Genomic DNA, 16,501 nt, shown 5'->3' on the forward strand with positions numbered 1-16,501 from the left:
CCGCTGCGCAGTGCCGCCGACGTTGCGTTTCGCGGGGGAGGCTAGACCAGGGGGATCGTGCGGCCGAAGGTCTTCGTGACGGGCGGGGCGGCGAGGACGGCGCCGAGCGCTTCCGCGGCGCCCTCGGGGGTGGCGCGCCAGGCGACGTAAGCGTCGTGGTCCTCGGCGGTGGCCCACCGCTCGAGCACGACCATGCGCGTGGGGTCCTCGTCGTCGACCAGGACCTCGAGCGACTCGTTGCCCTGACGCTCTGCGGTCTGGGCCAGGGTCTCGCGGATCGCGGCCTCGACCGTGTCTGCGGCGACGTCGTCACGGATCTGGACCTCGAGGAAGACGGTCATCGTCATGGTGCGCACCTTTCGTCGTCGGACCCCGTCCGCTGACGGTGTCCGGTGGCACCAACCACGGCGGGCCGGGCGTTGTTCCGGCGCAGCGCAACCGGTGCGCTCAGCGGGCGAGCCGGAAGCGCAGCGTGTCGCCCGGGCGCAACTGTGCGGCACGGTCGACCGACTCCGGCGTCAGGACGGCCACGACCGGGTAGCCACCGGTGACCGGGTGGTCCGCCAGGAACAGCACCGGGAACCCGGCCGGCGGGACCTGCAACGACCCGGTCTCGACGCCCTCGCTGGGGAGCTCGCGGGTGACCGCTCGGACCAGCGGAATGGACGCGGTGGTGCGGACCCCGACCCGGTCGCTGTCCGGGCTGACGTGGAACTCCTGGCCGGTCAGGGTCGTCCGCCACTCCGGGGTGAACCAGTCGTCGCGGGGTCCGGGCACCACGTCGAGGACCACCGGGTTCCCGGGCCACGGCAGGAGCGGCGGCGGCACCGCGTCGACGACCGGCCAGGCACCGACACTGATGGGGGCACCGGCACCGGCACCGGCACCGACACCGTCCGACGCGGGCCCGACCGGCAGGACGTCCCCGACCGACAGCGGAGCGGGTCCGAGCTGCGCGAGCGAGTCCCACGACCGACTCCCGAGCACCTGCTCGACGGCGATGCCTCCGCGGACCGCGACGTAGGCACGCAGCCGGTCCTCGGCCAGCCCGACCCGCAGGGTGTCGCCCGGCTCGAGCAGCAGCACCTCGTACGCGGCCGCGCCGCGCACCCGGCCGTCCGCCCGTTCGACCCACACCGGGCACGGGGCACCGGTGACGGCGGCGACCGTGTACGAGTCGGCGCGGAGCGTGACGGAGCCGAGGAGGGCCTCCAGGACGGCCGCGTCCGGACGGTTGCCGACCATCCGGTTCGCCAGTGCGGCCGATCCGCGGTCCGCCGCTCCGGCGGCACCGAGCCCCATGTCGCTGAGCCCGGGACGGCCGAGGTCCTGCGTCGTCACGCCGTACCCGACCAGCACGACGGTCAGGGTGCTCACGAGCGTGCCTGGGCGTCGACGAAGCGCAGACGGACGCCGGCCGGGGCGAGCGCGGGCGGGGTGCGGTCCAGCGACCACATCGGCACCTCGGTCCGCCCGATCAACTGCCAGCCGCCGGGCGAGGTCCGCGGGTACACGGCGCTGAACTCGCCGGCGAGGGCGACGGCGCCGCTCGGGACGGCGGTGCGCGAGGCGTCCCGGCGGGGCACGTCGAGCGACGGCGCGGTACCCGTCAGGTAGCTGAAACCGGGGGCGAAGCCGCAGAACGCGCTCGTCCACACCTGCCCGGTGTGCCAGGCGACGAGGTCGTCGCGGGTCATGCCGGTCAGGGTGCTGACGGCTTCGAGGTCCACGCCGTCGTAGGTGACCGGGACGACGACGGGCGCGCGTTCCTCGCGGTCGTCGGAGGGACGGGAGGGCCGGACTCCGGACAGCAGGGAGCCGACCCGTCCGGCGTCGGTCACGGCGGGGTCGAACCGGAACAGCAGCGTCCGGGCGCCGGAGACGACCTCGGTGACGCCGGGGAGCCCGGCGCCGGCGGGCCCCGTGTCGGCCAGTCCCGGGTCGGCCAGTGCCGTGTCCGCCGGTGCCGTGTCTGCCAGCGCCGTGTTCGCCAGTCCGGCGCGGAACGCCACGACCTCGGCCAGGGAGTCGAACGTCGCCAGTACCGCCGCGGCACCGGCCGCCCGGACGTCGGGGGTCATGCCGAGGGCACCGCGAACGCCGTGACGTCGACGCCCTGCTCGGCCAGCAGCGTGCGGATCGCCCGGGCCATCGCGACCGCGTCCGGCGAGTCGCCGTGCACGCAGACCGAGTCGGCCCCGACGCTGATGTCGGTGCCGTCGACCGCGGTGGCGACGCCGTCGGTCACCATCCGGAGCACGCGGGCCGCGACCTGGTCGGGGTCGTGCAGCACCGAGCCCGGTCGGCTGCGCGCGACGAGGGAGCCGTCCGGTTCGTAGGCGCGGTCCGCGAACGACTCGCTCACCGGTCGGAGGCCGTGCCGTTCCGCGGCGAGGAGCAGTTCCGACCCGGGCAGTGCGAGGACCGCCAGCGAGGGGTCGACGTCAGCGACCGCGCGGACGACGGCCTCGGCCTGCACCGCGTCGGCGCAGGCCGTGTTGTAGAGGGCGCCGTGCGGCTTGACGTAGGTGACGCGGGTGCCGGCGACGTGGGCTGCCGCGGCCAGGGCGCCGATCTGGTGGACGACGTCGGCGTACAGCTCGTCCGGGGTCACGTGCACGGGCCGACGGCCGAAGCCGGCGAGGTCCCGGTAGGCCACGTGCGCCCCGATCGCGACACCGCGCTCCGCTGCTGCCCGGCAGGTGTCGAGCATGATCGTCGGGTCGCCGGCGTGGGCACCGCACGCGATGTTCGCGCTGGAGACGAGGTCGAGCACCGCGCGGTCGTCGCCCGCGGCCCAGGCTCCGAAGCCCTCGCCGAGGTCGCTGTTCAGGTCGATCGTGGGCATGCGGACCTCCTGTCGGGATTGTTCAACAACCTAGCGCGCACCGCCGACCGTGTCACCGTCCTCGACGCGTCGGGGCTACGGGCGCGACGGCAGCGTCAGCACCTCGGCCCCGTCGTCGGTGATCGCGATGGTGTGTTCACTGTGGGCGGTCCGGCTGCCCGTCGCACTGCGGAGCGTCCAGCCGTCCGGGTCGGTGACGAGCTCGTCGGTGTCGACCATGATCCAGGGCTCGAGTGCCAGGAGCAGCCCCGGGCGGAGCGCGTACCCACGGCCCGGTCGTCCGTCGTTCGCCACGTGCGGGTCCTGGTGCATCGTGGAGCCGATGCCGTGGCCGCCGAACTCCAGGTTGACCGGGTACCCGGCCTCGGTCAGCACGGACCCGATCGCGTGCGACAGGTCACCGAGTCGCGCTCCTGGCCTGGCCGCCGCGATGCCGGCGGCCAGGGCGCGTTCCGTCGTCTCGATGAGCGCGACGCTCTCGGCCGGCCGACTCTGGCCGACGATGAAGCTGATCGCGGAGTCCGCCGCGTAGCCGTGATGCACGACGGCCAGGTCGAGGGTGAGCAGGTCCCCGTCGGCCAGGACCCGGTCGTGCGGCAGGCCGTGCAGGACGGCGTCGTTGACGGCCGTGCAGATGTGGTGGCCGAACGGACCGCGCCCGAACGAGGGCGCGTAGTCGACGTAGCAGGAGGTCGCCCCGGCCGCGCGGATCATCTCCGCCGCCCACCGGTCGAGGTCGAGCAGGTTGGTGCCGACCGTCGCCCGGCCGCGGAGCGTGTGCAGGATGTCGGCGACGAGCGTGCCGGCGGCGCGCGCCCGGGGCAGCTCGGCCGGGGTGAGGATCTCGATCATGCGGGCGCTTCTTCCGTCGGGATAGTTGTACCGGTATTATTATCAGACCATGGTTCGTCTCCCGCTCACACCGCTCGACCTCGAACGCGGCCTCCGCCTCGGCCGGACGCTGCGCTCGGCACGGGGCGACCGGTCGATGCTCGACGTCGCGCTCGCCGCCGGGCTGTCGCCCGAGACGCTGCGGAAGATCGAGACCGGCCGCATCGCCACCCCCGCGTTCTCCACGGTGGCGGCGCTCGCCGGGGTGCTCGGCCTGTCCCTCGATGCGGTGTGGGCCGAGGTCAACGCCGGCACGCCCGGAGCGGATGCTCACCTCGACCACACCTCTGGTATCGTTATGGTTTCAGAACCAAGGGGGCTGCCCGTCGCGTGAGGTCGACGGACGGCTCGTGTACCGCTCGCAGTCGGTGCCACCCCCGCGTCCTTCGGTTCGCACCCCTCGTGCCCCTCGCCGCACGGCCCAGCCGTCGGAGCACGATCCGTGTCGTCCGAAGGAGCTCCCATGGGCACAGCCATGCCCGGAACCCGCCGCAGCCTGCGCGGCAACCCGATCGCCACCCTCGTCGCCGTGTGCTTCGGCCTGTTCATGGTCGGCCTCGACGCCACCGTCGTCTCGATCGCGAACCCCGCGATCGCCGCCGACCTCGGCACCACTTTCACCCAGCTGCAGTGGATCACCAACGCCTACCTGCTGGCACTGGCCGTGTTCCTGATCCTCGGTGGCAAGCTCGGGGACCGCTTCGGCCGTCGTCGGATGTACCTCATCGGGGTCGTCGCGTTCGCGCTGTCCTCGGTCGCGATCGGCCTCGTCGGCACCGCCACCGGCGTCATCGTGTTCCGCGCCGTCCAGGGCCTCAGCGCCGCACTGCTCATGCCGCAGACCCTGGCGCTGCTCCGTGCGACCTTCCCGAAGGAGAGGTTCGGCGTCGCCGTCGGGGTCTGGGGTGGCGCGTCCTCGGTCGCCATCGCCGCCGGGCCGATCGTCGCCGGGGTCCTCGTGGCCTCGCTCGGCTGGGAGTCGGTGTTCTTCGTGAACGCCCCGATCGCCGTCGTCGGCCTGGTCTTCGGCGGCCTCGTCCTGCGCGAGTCCACCGCCCCGCACCGCGGACGCTTCGACGTGCCCGGCGTGGTGCTGCTCGCCCTGGGCCTCTTCGGCATCGTGCTCGCCGTCGTCCAGTCCGAGTCGTGGGGCTGGACGAGCCCGCTCACCCTCGGCGTGCTGCTCGCCGGCGTCGCGCTCCTGGTGGTGTTCGTCGTCGTCGAACTGCGCGTCACCGACCCGCTGCTGCCGATGTCGCTCTTCCGGTCGTCGTCCCTGTCGATCGGTGGTCTGGCCGTCGGGGCGAACTTCTTCGCGATGCTCGGCGTGACGTTCTTCCTCTCCCTCTACATGCTCAACCTGCGCGGGGTGACCGGTCTGCAGGCGGGGCTCATGCAGCTCCCGCTGAGCGGCGTCTCGATCATCGCGTCGCCGATCGGGGCCGCCCTGGTCGCCAAGCTCGGCATCCGCCGCACCCTGACCATCGGCCTGCTCATGGTCGGCGTCGCCCTGTTCCTGCTCACCGGCACCACCCGGGACTCGCCGTACATCGGCATGGCGATCCCGTTCGTGGTCTTCGCCCTGGGTGCGGGCTTCACGATGACCGCCGGCGCGGAGGCGGTGGTCGGTGGGGCCCCGGTCCAACTCGCCGGTGTCGCGGGCGGGTTCCAGGCGACCGCACTGCAGCTCGGCGGCGCACTCGGCACGTCCGTCCTGTCCGCGGTCGTCAGCGCCGGGGTGCTCTCCGGCACGACGGGCCTCGGAATCGGTACCGCCGCTCGTCAGGGCCTGGCACAGGGGATCGTGCCGGACGGGCTGAGCGCCGCGGCGTCGGCCGTCGCCCGGGACGCCTTCCTCGGTGGCATGCACACCGCCTTCGTCGTGGCCGGGGTGGTCGCGGTCGTGGTGGCGGTCCTCGCCGCCGTCTTCGTCCGCACCCGCTCGACGCACGCGCCCGCCGAGGTGCTCGAGGAGACCGTCGAGGCGTCGGCAGGGCACGCCTGACCGTGATCCGCACCGACGGTCGCTGGTCACGGTGGTGACCGCTTGACGGACGGGAGGCCCGTGGCGGATCCGCCACGGGCCTCCCGTCCGTCCGGGGTGCGGTCCTGGCCGCTCGACGCGGTGCGCCCGGACGGGGGGCTGGCGCCGCGGACGGCGACGGGTGAACCTGTCCCTCCGTGCGGAGCCGCCGCACGCGATGGAGGAACCGTGCAGCGAGACGACCAGCAGCAGACCGACCACCCGGACGACGGGTCCGGCGGGATCGATCGTCGTCGCCTGCTGACGCTCGGTCTCGGGGCTGCCGCGGCGGTCGGAACGGCCGGAGCGTTCGGTCTGCGTCCGGATGCGGCGAGCGCAGCGACCAGCCCGACCCTCCTGGCCGCGGACGAGTTCGACGGAACCGCCGGCAGCGCCCCGAACCCCGGGATCTGGCGGTACGACCTGGGTGGCGGCGGCTGGGGCAACGGCGAGCTCGAGGTCTACACGGACTCGCGGCGGAACTCGGCTCTCGACGGCAGTGGGAACCTCGTGATCACCGCGCGGCGCGAGGCCGACGGGTCGTACACGTCGGCGCGGCTCACCTCGCAGGGCACGTACACCGCCCAGTACGGTCGGATCGAGGCGCGCATCAGGATCCCGCGCGGGCAGGGGATCTGGCCGGCGTTCTGGATGCTCGGCGCTGATCTGCCGCAGGTCGGTTGGCCGGCGTGCGGCGAGATCGACGTGATGGAGAACATCGGTCGTGAGCCCGGAGCGGTCCACGGCACCGTGCACGGCCCGGGGTACTCGGGCGCGGAGGGCATCAGCGGCACGGCGACGCTGCCGGCCGGCGCCTTCGCCGACGACTTCCACGTCTACGGGGTGGACTGGCGACCGGGGTCGATCAGCTGGACGGTCGACGGCGCGACGTACCGCACCGTCACGCCGGCGGACCTGGGTGGCGACCGGTGGGTGTTCGACAAGCCGTTCTTCGTGGTGCTCAACGTCGCGGTCGGCGGGGGATGGCCGGGTGCCCCGGACTCGTCGACCCGGTTCCCGCAGCAGATGACCGTCGACTGGTTGCGGGTCTGGCAGAACGCCTGACGCCGAGCGGATGCGGGCGGGGAGCCGACGCGGTCGCTGTGCCGACGGCCCGGCAACGGGTGAGGGCCCCGCAGCCGAAGCCGCGGGGCCCTCACTCTGCCTGACCGGAGGTCAGCGCACCCGGACCGAGAGGACCGGGCTGGTGCTGCCGGCGATCGTGCCGGTGCCGCTGAAGACGACCGTCAGCTTGTGCGTGCCGCGCTTCAGGGCGAAGCGGGTCGCGGCTGTGTCGCCGGAGACCTTGACGGTCTTGATGTGCTTCTTGCCGTCGTAAATCTTCGCTTCGCCGTTCACCGTGTTGCCGGGCGAGGTGACCCGGACGACGGCCTTGCCCTTGGCGTAGGTCATGGACGACGCCGAGGTGGCCTTCGCGACCGTGACCACGACCGCCGTGGTGGCCGCCGTGTCCTCGCCCGAGTAGGCAGAGGTGCTCGTGAAGGACGCGGTGATGCTGTGCTTGCCGACCGAGGTGGTCTTCGGCAGCGTGAACGTCGCCGTGTTCTTCGTCACCGGTGCGGTGCCGAGCGTCTTGCCCGCCTCCGTGAAGGTGACCGTGCCGCTCTTGTCACCGAGGCCGCCGCCGATCGTGGCGGTGAGGGTGACCGGCTTGGCCGTGCCGTAGGACTGCTTCGTGGCCGAGGCCTTCAGCGTGGTGGTCGTCGCCGGCAGGGCGGCGTCGAGCGTGAACTGGTCCACGGTCGAGCCGATCGCTGCCGGGTCGGCCGAGGCCGTCGGCTTGAGGGTGACGCCGCAGCTGTCGACCTTGCCGTGCTGGACGGCCGAGTTCAGCGTGGTGCAGTCGCTGGCACGGACGGTCGTGACGGCGAGGTTGTCGTCCGTGACGCCGACCTTGACGTAGGTGCGGACGTGCTCCTGGTTCTCCACCGAGTTGGCGAAGTGGCGCTGACCGGTCGGGTCGAGCGGGTCGGCTCCGTAGCCGCCCTGCGTCGGGTCCGGGGTGGTCAGGTCGTAGTACTTCGAGCCCGACGCGGAGTTGGCGGTCAGGTAGATGACGCCACCGGGGCCGGCGAAGACCTCGTCAGCGCCCGGCTGCTCGGCGGGGTTGGCCTTCTTGCCGTTCTTGATCGCGTAGCTGCGCGAGTACGAGTGGTCGTGACCCTGCAGGACGAGGTCGACACCCATGTCCGAGAACGCGCGCGTGAAGTCGAACCGGCGCTGCTGGTTGTCCTTGTCGTTCGCGTGGTCGGCCGGCGAGTAGATCGAGTGGTGGTAGACCAGCGCGGTCCACTTCGCGTCGTCGCCGTGACGGGTGATCACGTCGCGCACGTAGTTGACGTGCGCTGCGTCCGAGCCGCCCGCGTAGGCGTTCGAGTTGATGTCGATGAACAGGACGCCCTTGTACATGTACCAGTAGTCGCCACCCGAGTTCGTGGTGGTGTTGCCACCCGGGTAGAAGTCCGGGACCTTGAGCGAGTTCGGCAGCTGGTTGTGCTGCTCGTACGACTTGCCACCGACGTCGTGGTTGCCGATGGTCGAGGCCCACGGGTAGCGCTTGAGGACGTCGCTGCTGTCGGCGAACGCACCCCACTGGTACTCGTTGTTGGCGTTCTCGACCTGGTCGCCACCGGAGACCAGGAGCTCGGCGTCCTTCTCCTTCGTGGTGGCGTACTTCAGGGTGTCGGCCCAGCCGGCACCGTCGTCGTCGACGAAGCCCGACGACCCGATCTGCGGGTCACCGAAGAACAGGAAGTCGAAGTCGCCGCTGAAGCTCTTCGTCGTGAAGGTGTAGGACGTCGACCAGGCCGAACCGTCCGCGGCACCCACGTGGTAGGTGTACGTCGTGTTCGGCTCGAGGCCGTCGATGACCGCGTGCGCGTTGACGTAGCCGGCCTCGTTGGTGATGCCCGGGATCGCCTTCGTGCTGCTGTCGGTGGTGCTGGTGTCGGCCGCGGTGTTCGCGGACTTCTGCGCGGCGATCGTCTTCTTCGCGTCGGTGAAGACACCGCCGGTCATCGTGTCGGTCTTCTGGATCTCGACCGACTGGTTCACGTTCGCGGGGAAGTACCACGAGGCGATGCGCTGGCTCTCGGTCGCGCCGACGCCGAGCAGGATGTGGATCGGGCCACCGGACGAGATGTTCGTCGTCGGGGTGGCGGTGGCCGCGCTCGCGGAGCCGGTGCCGACGAGGCAGGCGCCCGCGATGAGGGCGGCGCCGATGACGGCCCCGCCGAAGCGGAGGGTGGTGGTTCTGCGCCGGGAGGGGGCGCCGGACAGGAGACTCATGTGTTTCCGTTCTCAGTGACAGGGATGGTGCAGCAGACAGACTCTGCATCGCCTTCGTAGATCGTGGGTGAACGCTGTGTGTCCATACGGGTTCCGGCCCGCAGGTGGTAGGAGAGCCCAGGCGTCGTCAGCCCTCGACCAGCCGTTGGACGAACCAGATCATCCCCATCACGAACACCCCGGCCGTCACGGCGCCGGTGACCCAGAGTGAGACCCGGTGGGACTTCCGGCGGAGCAGGGACAGCGGCGGGAACACGATCACGATGATCGCCAGTTGGACCGCCTCGATGCCGACGTTGAAGACGAGCAGCGACACGAGCAGCTGCCACGAGAACGCCTCGTGGATGCCCAGCGCTCCGGCGAACCCGAGCCCGTGGATGAGCCCGAACGCGAACACCACGGCCAGTCGGGACCACCCGGAGCGGTCCAGCGCGAACCGTCCCTGGTCGGACAGGACGAGCGCGTCAGCCTGCGACCGTCGGGTCGCCAACCGCCAGAGGTACCAGCCGGCCACTGCGGCGATCGAGAGGGCGATGAGCGGCTCGACCACGATCGACGGCGGACTGACGACGCCGAGCGCCGCCAGGATGAACGTGATCGAGTGCGCGATCGTGAACGCCGACGCCGTGTAGACGACCTCGCGCAGCCGTCGGGAGCCGGCGATCAGCGCGATGAGGAACAGGATGTGGTCGATCCCGGTCAGCAGGTGCTCCGCCCCGAGGGTGAAGAACTCCCAGAACCGCTGCCCCGCCGACTGCTCGGTCGAGAACCTCGGTTGGGACGCGTCGAGGGTGGCTGTGCCCTGCTTGCCGTCGACGTCGTACGTGACGATCGTCTTCGTGTCCCGCACGAACGTCTCGCTGTCCGGGAAGAGCGTCGACTCCACCACGTGCCCCGGGTCGGTGCGTCCCGGTGTCGGGCAGGCGAAGTCCGCGACGACCTCGGCGTAGGGGACCTCGTCCTGCACGTCGACCTCCATGGTGTCCTGGAGCGTGCCGGTGCACGCCTCCCCACCGGAGGTCATCGAGAACCGGTCGAACAGGTACTCGCTGATCGCGTCGTGGTGCGCCTCCGCCGCCCTGACCATGCCGGGGTCGTCGCCGTCGTCCCACGCGGCCTGGCCCTGTCGGTACAGCTCGTCGTCGTGCTCGCTCGTCGCCACGGACACGAGCATGAGGTCGTACTCCAGCCCCAGTCGGGCCCGCACGGTGTCGGCCCCCTTCCCGCTGACGTCCGCGTAGACGACGGAGCTGAAGCCGTGGGCGCTCGCCGCGGACACTCCCGTCAACAGGCTCACGACGACGGCGCCGAGGAGCACGAGGACGGCGACCAGCCGCGCGACGATCCGGGGGAGGACGGGCCGGGGGCGGAAGACCGCGGGGAGGAGGTGGAGCCCGCTGCGAGCGGGACGGGTGGTTCGGTGCATCACCGGCCTGACCATCGCGGCCGAGATCGACGCGCAGGCGAACAACGGGTTACGAACGGCTGGACGGGCTCTGGACAGCGGCTCCCACCGGTCCGTCGCGGCCTCCGGTTGTGCTTGCATGGCGTCTCGTGATCCGTCTGACTCGTCGCGCCACCACCGTCCTCGCCGCCGCTGCCCTGGTGGCGGCCGGCTCGGTCCTCGTCACCGGCTGCTCGACCGGGGCGGAGCAGACGGGCCGCACCGCCGACGCCGAGCAGGCCACGGGCCTCCGGACCGGAGCCGCCACCACGGCGGTGCCGACCGACGCCCCCACCCCGGTCCGCGGGACGGGCGCGCTCGGCCCGGGGTTCGTCGACCCGGACTCGCCGCCCGCGCCGGAGGCCACCGTCAGCCCCGCACCGCACTCGTGGGACGACGTGGCGCCACCGACCGGGTACCGGGTGGTCCTGCTGTCCCCGGGGAAGCCGGATGCACAGACCGAGACCCTCGTCGACGCCGTCCGCTCGTGGGCCCGGTCCGAGGACGTCACGGTCGTCCCGGTCGTCGCGGACACCGCCGAGGACCGGCTGCCGTCCGTCGCCGCGGCGATCGGCAAGCGCACCGACCTGGTGATCAGCGTCGGCGACGAGCTGGTCGACCCGATCGCCGCGATCTCACCGTCCGCGCTGCACCAGCAGTTCCTCGTGCTCGGTGCCGAGATCGCCGAACCCACGGCGAACGTGACGGCGGCGGACTGGACCGGCGCCGGTTTCCGCGGTGAAGGGCTCGGCACCTCGAGTCACCACGACCCGTCCACGTTCACCGACGAGCGTGCCGGCCGCGCCCTGCGCGCGGGGGTCGCAGCGCTGCTGAACGGCTACAACGGCATCGTCGTCTGGGTCGCCTGACCGGTGCACGGCGCCGGTGGTCGCGGGCGCGGGCGCGGGTGCGGGCCCGGGACACGGGCAACCGTACGCAATCGGGATCGTCCGTGCACCGTCCCGACGGGTGCGACGTATCCTCGAGGACGGAAGCAACGTCGGTTCCGGCCAAGCCTCGCGCGTCTCACCCGCGCCGAGACAGACACTCGCCACCCTGAGCTCCTCGTGACTGAACACATCATCGAATTCGTCGCCCGCGACCGCACGGGCATCACCACCGTGGTGACCGCCAACGGGGTCACCGACGCGGACACCGTCATCCAGGCGATCACCGCCGGCCACTCCGGCTACGCGGTCGCCGCCTCCGGCGTGCGCCCGGCACCGGTCCGCAGCCTGATGGCGCTCGGCACGCCGTACCTCTTCGCGAACTGGGACGGGTCGAAGCGCAACAACCTGCACGACCTCGCCTTCACCGCACCGATCCGGACCCTGCCGCCGGCCCCGCCCGCCGGCGTCCGGCTCCGGATGGCGATCGTCGCGACGCTCGCGTCGCTCTTCGGTCGTCAGCCCGAGACGCCGCCGAGTCGCTGAGACGCCGCCGATTCCGGCGGCGTCTCGCACGACCGGCGGCGTCTCGCCGACCGGGCCCGTTCAGCGGGTCAGTGCGTGACCTCGTCGAAGTCGTCGACGCCCGCGGCGACCGCTGCGGCCCGGCGGGCGCGCATCGACGGGGCAGCGAGGGCCGCGACCACCGCGAGGACGGCCACCCCCGTGCACGCCCAGAACCCGATCGTGAACGCGTCGTCGGTGGGCAGACCCTGCGGGGTGCTGTGTGAGGTGATGAGTGCCGCGATCACGGCCGTGCCGACGCTGGAACCGATCGTCCGGACGACGGTGTTCGCGCTGATCGCCTCGCCGGTCTGGTTCGCCGGCACGCTCTCGATGATCGCGTTCGAGCAGGCGGCCAGTGCCAGGCCGATGCCGATGCCGGTGAAGACGCCCGAGATGACCACCTCGGCGAGGGCGGCGTGCGAGATCGCGGGGATCACGAACGCGGCGACGATGGCGATCCCGCCGATGAGCATCGGCGGCTTGGGCCCGACCCTGCGGACGAGGATCCCGGCGATCGGCCCGGCGATGACCATCATCACGACGGTCGGGAGCAGGAAGAGACCCGCCTGCGTGACGTCCTTGCCGAAGCCGTAGCCGAGGGCGCTGGGGAGCTGCAGCAGCGTCGGGACGAGGACGAACGTGCCGAACATCGCGAAGCCGAAGACGAGCGCGACGACGTGGGCGGTCCAGACCCCGCGGACGGCGAAGAGCCGCACGTCGATGAGGGGTTCGGCGACGCGCAGCTCGACGAACACGAACGCGACGAGGGCGACGGCACCGACGATCAGCAGGCCGACGGTCTTGACGTCGCCCCAGCCCCACGTCTGGCCCTCGCTGACGGCGAGCAGGATCGCGACGAGCGAGACGGCGAGGACGGCGGTGCCGGCGACGTCGAGACGGCCGGGCTTCCGCACCGGGGACTCGGGCATGCCGAACACGGCACCGAGCAGGGCGATCACGACGAGGACGGCGGGCAGCCAGAACAGCCAGTGCCACGACAGGTGCTCGACGATCGGCCCGGCGGCCACGATGCCGACGCCGGCACCGATGCCGAAGATCGCGGAGAGCAGGCCGATGGTGACGCTGACCTTCTCCTTCGGCAGCTCGTCGCGGACGATGCCGATGGACAGCGGCATCACCGCGCCCGCCGCGCCCTGCAGGGCTCGGGCGACGATGAGCACGCCGAGGTTCGGGGCGAGCGCGGCGAGGACGGCACCGACCAGGAGGATCGTGAGGACCACGATGAGCACCTTGCGCTTGCCGACCATGTCGCCCAGGCGACCGAGGATCGGGGTGAGCACCGACGCGGAGAGCAGGTAGGCGGTGAGGACCCAGCTGGCGGCGCTGGTCGAGGCGCCGAGGTCCGTGCCGATCGTCGAGAGCGCGGGTGCGACGAGGGACTGCAGGACCGCGAACGACAGGCCACCCAGGGACAGGTAGACGATGATCGCGGTGCTGTTCGGGCGCCGGCCGTGTTCGGTGGTCGGGGTCGAGCCCGTGCGGGGGCTCGCGGTGGCGGTGGACATCGTGCTCCGTCGGATCGGGGTGTTCTGGGCAGGGGGCCGACGACGCTGTCGATGTCAACAACTGCTGACTTGACGAGGGTACGCGTTCTCACACCGATGTCAACATGCGCTTACATCACGATCGGTCGCACCGACGCGGGCGCTACGCTCGGGCCATGAGCAAGGACGCCGCCGCCACTCGCCTGGCCCTCGTGCAGGCTGCCCGGCGCCGGTTCGCCTTCGACGGCTACCGGGCCACGACCGTGCGGGACATCGCCGCCGACGCCGGGGTGAACGTCGCGCTCATCAACCGGTACTTCGGATCGAAGGAGGGGTTGTTCCGCGCCTGTCTCGATCGAGCAGCGCCGGACCGGGACGCTGCGCCTTCGGGCTCGGACCTGGAGCGGGCGCTCGGCGGCCTCATCCGGCACATCATCCGGTCGCCCACGGACGAGGACTCGATGCAGCTGCTGCTCCTGCTCCGGAGCTCCGGAGACGAGGTCGTGGACCGCATCCGTCGTGAGACCCTGCGCGGCTACGCGGAACGCCTCGCCGGCGCCGTGCGAGCCGGGAGCCCGGACGAGATCGACGACGACCTGCTCGTCCGCGCCGAGATCGCCCTGTCCGTCGTGCTCGGCATGACCATGATGCGGACCTCGACCCGCGTGGAACCCCTGGCGTCCGCCGAGGTCGAATCGGTCGCCGTGCCGTTGGAGGACGCCCTGCGCGCACTGCTCGGCGGCGGTCGGGGCTGAAGTGGCGTCGGACGGCAGAGCGGTCGACCGCTCCCGACGTCGCTAGTGCTCGGTGGGCCCGATCTCGATCGACGCCGGCCGGGTCTGCTCGGGCAGCAGGTAGCGGGCGACGGAGCCGTCCTCGTCCTGCTCGTCGACGTCCCGCTCGGTGATGATCGCCACCGGGGTCGCCGGGGAGATGAGGAGCACGGCGGGCGTCACCCGGCCGTCCCCGTAGTTGACCTGCAGCCACATGAACGGCTGGTCCCGCAGACCCGCGTCGATGCGCGCCTGCACCGTCTCCGTGTCCTCGTTGGCGATCGTGTACTGCGTCCCGCCGTAGGTCAGGACCGTGCGCTTCACAGGGTGTCCCCGGAATCAGTCGGTTCCGGGACGATGCGGAGGCCCGCGGACGACCCGGCGGTCAGGCCGAGCGCTTCGACCCAGGCGCGGTTCACGGCGGGGATGCGACTGCCCGAGTAGCGGAAGACGAGGGGCATCGAGCGGTCGAGCCAGATCGCGGTGCGGCCGTCACCGAGCTCCACGTCGTCCTTCCACGAGAACATGAAGGACTCGCCGCGGCGGAGCTTCATCCCGATCACGATCTGCAGGTGCGTCAGCAGGCGGTCGTCGAACTCCGCGGTGAACGTCGAGTCGTAGACGAGCTTGCCCATGGTGGTGTCCTTCCGCGCCGACTGTCCGGCTCCGGCAAAGCCTAGGCGTGGGCTCAGGGACCGTCCGACACCCTGGCCGACATGCGCCGCATCCACTACGTGAACAGCTCCTTCCTGACCGGGGACCGCACCTGCAAGGCCCTCCTCCGGTACTGCCGTGCCCTGGCCGTGGCGAACAAGTCCGACGTCGTCCAGATCCCGATCATCACCGAGGGCGGCGGGACGGTCTACGCGCACCTGCTCATCGGGCCGGCCAGCGAGATCTTCTCGACGCCGGTGCCGGACAGCGCCGACGAGCCGTTCGACCCGGAGGTCATCGAGTACCTCGAGTCGGAGACTCTGCGCCTGCAGCCCGCGCGGCCTGCGTGGAACGAGGAGATGACCGACGTGCCGGACATCGGCGAGGACTTCTGAGCGCCGGCACCACCCCGAGCGCGACGACCACCGCGGCGGCGACGAGCACCGGGCCCGTCCCCGCCGCGGTGACCGCGCTGCCCGCTGCGGCCGCCCCCAGTGCCTGCCCGAAGACCAGGACCACGAAGAGCACGGAGGTGCCGGCGGCCGCGCGGTCGCGGTCGAGTTCGGCCGTCCACGAGATGAGAGCGCCGGTCGCGGCGGTGTAGCCCCACCCGAACAGTGCGCAGCAGCCCAGCGCCACCGCGGTCAGGGCGGCGCCGTGCAGCTGCGCGACCACGCCGAGGCCGAGGGTCGCGATCGCCACCACGGCCGCGGTGCGTGTCCACGCGGTCCGCGCCGGCAGTCGCCCGAGCCACCGGGACGTCAGGGCCACCGCCGCACCTCCGGCCCCGAGGGCGATCCACGCCACCACTGACAGGGCCGTCGGTGCGCCGGCGTCGACGAGCAGGGTCCGACCGTACGTCCACACCGCGGCCGATCCGGTGCCGAGCAGCAGTGCCACCAGCACGGGGCGGCGGTGTGCGGCGAACCAGGGGCGGGGTGGAACGGTGGTGGCTCCGGTGTCGGTCGGGGGATCCGGTGCTGGTGCTGGTGCTGGTGCCGGTGCTGCTGCGCCCGCTCGGTCGGCGAGCAGGACGGCCGCACCGGCGAGCACCGTGACGAGGGCCGCCACGGCCCAGGCCGTCCGCCAGTCCGGCAGCAGCACGAGGGCCAGGAGGCCCGCGATGACGAGACCCGGCCCCGTGCCGGAGTTGACCACGGCCTGCGCCCCGTTCGCCCGGTCAGCCGTCAGGTTCCGCTGCACGAGTCGGACGAGTGCGGGGGAGGCCAGCCCTGCCCCCGCCGAGCTGACGACCGCGGCGACGCCGAACCCCAGTGGGCCGGTGCTCGCGGCCATCCCGGCGACACCGAGGCCGGCCGTGAGCACCGCCAGGACGACGGCGGTCCGGGGGTGCGTCGGTGCGACCAGGAACCCGGCGAGCGCGCCGACGCAGTACACGACCGAGGAGCCCGACGCGATCCAGCCCGCCGGGCCGTCGCCGAGCCCGATCGCGTGCTGGACGTCGGGCAGGAACAGTCCGTACGCCAGGCGGACCAACCCGTAGGTGGCCGCGATGAGCGCGGTACCGCTGCCGACGAGCGCGCCGGGCGAACCCAAGAACGAAAACGTACGTTTCACTTTTGAGAGCCTAGGGTGCTGG

18 protein-coding genes are annotated in these 16,501 nt (G+C 71.9%); 7 read left to right on the top strand and 11 right to left on the bottom strand.

The genetic code is table 11. From position 1 onward, the window contains the following. Positions 1-41 precede the first annotated feature (41 nt). From DEJ25_RS04710 to map, 5 genes are all read right to left on the bottom strand, one after another. Positions 42-347: a putative quinol monooxygenase gene (locus DEJ25_RS04710; RefSeq protein WP_110904186.1), complete on the bottom strand. Its 306-nt coding sequence runs from the start codon at positions 345-347 to the stop codon at positions 42-44. 100 nt (positions 348-447) lie between these two features. Continuing rightward, positions 448-1,377: a biotin-dependent carboxyltransferase family protein gene (locus DEJ25_RS04715; protein WP_181427346.1), complete on the bottom strand. Its 930-nt coding sequence runs from the start codon at positions 1,375-1,377 to the stop codon at positions 448-450. Further along, a complete protein-coding gene (locus DEJ25_RS04720; RefSeq protein ID WP_111043950.1) occupies positions 1,374-2,081 on the bottom strand; it encodes an allophanate hydrolase subunit 1 in 708 nt (235 codons plus the stop codon). The genes DEJ25_RS04715 and DEJ25_RS04720 overlap by 4 nt, the downstream gene beginning before the upstream one ends. Further along, a complete protein-coding gene (locus DEJ25_RS04725; RefSeq protein ID WP_111043951.1) occupies positions 2,078-2,848 on the bottom strand; it encodes a LamB/YcsF family protein in 771 nt (256 codons plus the stop codon). Before DEJ25_RS04725 ends, DEJ25_RS04720 begins: the two co-directional genes overlap by 4 nt. 75 nt (positions 2,849-2,923) lie before the next feature. Next, positions 2,924-3,700: a type I methionyl aminopeptidase gene (gene map, locus DEJ25_RS04730; RefSeq protein WP_110904189.1), complete on the bottom strand. Its 777-nt coding sequence runs from the start codon at positions 3,698-3,700 to the stop codon at positions 2,924-2,926. A 49-nt stretch (positions 3,701-3,749) separates the two neighbouring features. Between map and DEJ25_RS04735 the strand changes: the two genes are divergently transcribed. The 3 genes from DEJ25_RS04735 (at position 3,750) to DEJ25_RS04745 (ending at position 6,827) form a co-directional block, all read left to right on the top strand. Next, positions 3,750-4,073 (top strand): helix-turn-helix domain-containing protein, encoded by a 324-nt coding sequence (locus tag DEJ25_RS04735; protein WP_111044086.1) that lies wholly within the window; start codon positions 3,750-3,752, stop codon positions 4,071-4,073. A 129-nt stretch (positions 4,074-4,202) separates the two neighbouring features. Beyond that, positions 4,203-5,744: an MFS transporter gene (locus tag DEJ25_RS04740; RefSeq protein WP_111043952.1), complete on the top strand. Its 1,542-nt coding sequence runs from the start codon at positions 4,203-4,205 to the stop codon at positions 5,742-5,744. Between the two features lie 207 nt (positions 5,745-5,951). Beyond that, the gene (locus DEJ25_RS04745) at positions 5,952-6,827 is read left to right on the top strand and encodes a glycoside hydrolase family 16 protein (protein ID WP_258366317.1); all 876 of its coding nucleotides are present in this window, start codon (positions 5,952-5,954) and stop codon (positions 6,825-6,827) included. A gap of 111 nt (positions 6,828-6,938) precedes the next feature. Here the strand turns inward: DEJ25_RS04745 and DEJ25_RS04750 are convergent, their stop codons facing one another. Next, entirely contained in the window at positions 6,939-9,071 is a 2,133-nt protein-coding gene (locus DEJ25_RS04750) for an Ig-like domain repeat protein (RefSeq protein ID WP_111043953.1), read from the bottom strand. A 127-nt stretch (positions 9,072-9,198) separates the two neighbouring features. Further along, positions 9,199-10,497, bottom strand: a complete 1,299-nt coding sequence (locus tag DEJ25_RS04755) for a HupE/UreJ family protein (RefSeq protein WP_111044088.1) — start codon at positions 10,495-10,497, stop codon at positions 9,199-9,201. A gap of 128 nt (positions 10,498-10,625) precedes the next feature. On the opposite strand from DEJ25_RS04755, the gene DEJ25_RS04760 reads away from it, so the two are divergent. Both DEJ25_RS04760 and DEJ25_RS04765 read left to right on the top strand, forming a co-directional pair. Next, positions 10,626-11,384, top strand: a complete 759-nt coding sequence (locus DEJ25_RS04760; protein WP_110904192.1) for a hypothetical protein — start codon at positions 10,626-10,628, stop codon at positions 11,382-11,384. Between the two features lie 198 nt (positions 11,385-11,582). Further along, a complete protein-coding gene (locus tag DEJ25_RS04765; RefSeq protein WP_111043954.1) occupies positions 11,583-11,948 on the top strand; it encodes a hypothetical protein in 366 nt (121 codons plus the stop codon). 68 nt (positions 11,949-12,016) lie between these two features. Here DEJ25_RS04765 and DEJ25_RS04770 read toward each other — a convergent pair whose 3' ends face one another. Further along, the gene (locus tag DEJ25_RS04770) at positions 12,017-13,495 is read right to left on the bottom strand and encodes an MFS transporter (RefSeq protein WP_110904194.1); all 1,479 of its coding nucleotides are present in this window, start codon (positions 13,493-13,495) and stop codon (positions 12,017-12,019) included. Positions 13,496-13,650: 155 nt separating this feature from the next. Here DEJ25_RS04770 and DEJ25_RS04775 point away from each other — a divergent pair, with 155 nt between their 5' ends. Further along, positions 13,651-14,229, top strand: a complete 579-nt coding sequence (locus DEJ25_RS04775) for a TetR/AcrR family transcriptional regulator (RefSeq protein ID WP_110904195.1) — start codon at positions 13,651-13,653, stop codon at positions 14,227-14,229. A 42-nt stretch (positions 14,230-14,271) separates the two neighbouring features. On the opposite strand, the gene DEJ25_RS04780 is transcribed toward DEJ25_RS04775, so the two are convergent. After that, positions 14,272-14,571 carry a hypothetical protein gene (locus tag DEJ25_RS04780; RefSeq protein ID WP_110904196.1) on the bottom strand — a complete coding sequence of 100 codons (300 nt, stop codon included), beginning with the start codon at positions 14,569-14,571 and terminating at the stop codon, positions 14,272-14,274. Beyond that, a complete protein-coding gene (locus DEJ25_RS04785) occupies positions 14,568-14,882 on the bottom strand; it encodes an ATP-dependent DNA ligase (RefSeq protein WP_110904197.1) in 315 nt (104 codons plus the stop codon). Before DEJ25_RS04785 ends, DEJ25_RS04780 begins: the two co-directional genes overlap by 4 nt. 81 nt (positions 14,883-14,963) lie before the next feature. Between DEJ25_RS04785 and DEJ25_RS04790 the strand changes: the two genes are divergently transcribed. Next, a complete protein-coding gene (locus tag DEJ25_RS04790) occupies positions 14,964-15,296 on the top strand; it encodes a hypothetical protein (RefSeq protein ID WP_110904198.1) in 333 nt (110 codons plus the stop codon). Here the strand turns inward: DEJ25_RS04790 and DEJ25_RS04795 are convergent. After that, on the bottom strand, positions 15,196-16,479 hold the full coding sequence (locus DEJ25_RS04795) for an MFS transporter (RefSeq protein ID WP_181427347.1): 1,284 nt from the start codon (positions 16,477-16,479) through the stop codon (positions 15,196-15,198). The genes DEJ25_RS04790 and DEJ25_RS04795 overlap by 101 nt on opposite strands. Positions 16,480-16,501 lie beyond the last annotated feature (22 nt).

Origin of the sequence: Curtobacterium sp. MCPF17_011, from assembly GCF_003234145.1 — a bacterium.
Lineage (GTDB): Bacteria > Actinomycetota > Actinomycetes > Actinomycetales > Microbacteriaceae > Curtobacterium.

What these genes read in the sequence shown, in the direction of transcription:
- DEJ25_RS04710 (WP_110904186.1), bottom strand. Translation starts at nt 347, where the DNA reads ATGACGATGACCGTCTTCCTCGAGGTCCAGATCCGTGACGACGTCGCC.
- DEJ25_RS04720 (WP_111043950.1), bottom strand. Translation starts at nt 2,081, where the DNA reads ATGACCCCCGACGTCCGGGCGGCCGGTGCCGCGGCGGTACTGGCGACG.
- DEJ25_RS04725 (WP_111043951.1), bottom strand. Translation starts at nt 2,848, where the DNA reads ATGCCCACGATCGACCTGAACAGCGACCTCGGCGAGGGCTTCGGAGCC.
- map (WP_110904189.1), bottom strand. Translation starts at nt 3,700, where the DNA reads ATGATCGAGATCCTCACCCCGGCCGAGCTGCCCCGGGCGCGCGCCGCC.
- DEJ25_RS04735 (WP_111044086.1), top strand. Translation starts at nt 3,750, where the DNA reads ATGGTTCGTCTCCCGCTCACACCGCTCGACCTCGAACGCGGCCTCCGC.
- DEJ25_RS04740 (WP_111043952.1), top strand. Translation starts at nt 4,203, where the DNA reads ATGGGCACAGCCATGCCCGGAACCCGCCGCAGCCTGCGCGGCAACCCG.
- DEJ25_RS04750 (WP_111043953.1), bottom strand. Translation starts at nt 9,071, where the DNA reads ATGAGTCTCCTGTCCGGCGCCCCCTCCCGGCGCAGAACCACCACCCTC.
- DEJ25_RS04755 (WP_111044088.1), bottom strand. Translation starts at nt 10,497, where the DNA reads ATGCACCGAACCACCCGTCCCGCTCGCAGCGGGCTCCACCTCCTCCCC.
- DEJ25_RS04770 (WP_110904194.1), bottom strand. Translation starts at nt 13,495, where the DNA reads ATGTCCACCGCCACCGCGAGCCCCCGCACGGGCTCGACCCCGACCACC.
- DEJ25_RS04775 (WP_110904195.1), top strand. Translation starts at nt 13,651, where the DNA reads ATGAGCAAGGACGCCGCCGCCACTCGCCTGGCCCTCGTGCAGGCTGCC.
- DEJ25_RS04785 (WP_110904197.1), bottom strand. Translation starts at nt 14,882, where the DNA reads ATGGGCAAGCTCGTCTACGACTCGACGTTCACCGCGGAGTTCGACGAC.
- DEJ25_RS04790 (WP_110904198.1), top strand. Translation starts at nt 14,964, where the DNA reads ATGCGCCGCATCCACTACGTGAACAGCTCCTTCCTGACCGGGGACCGC.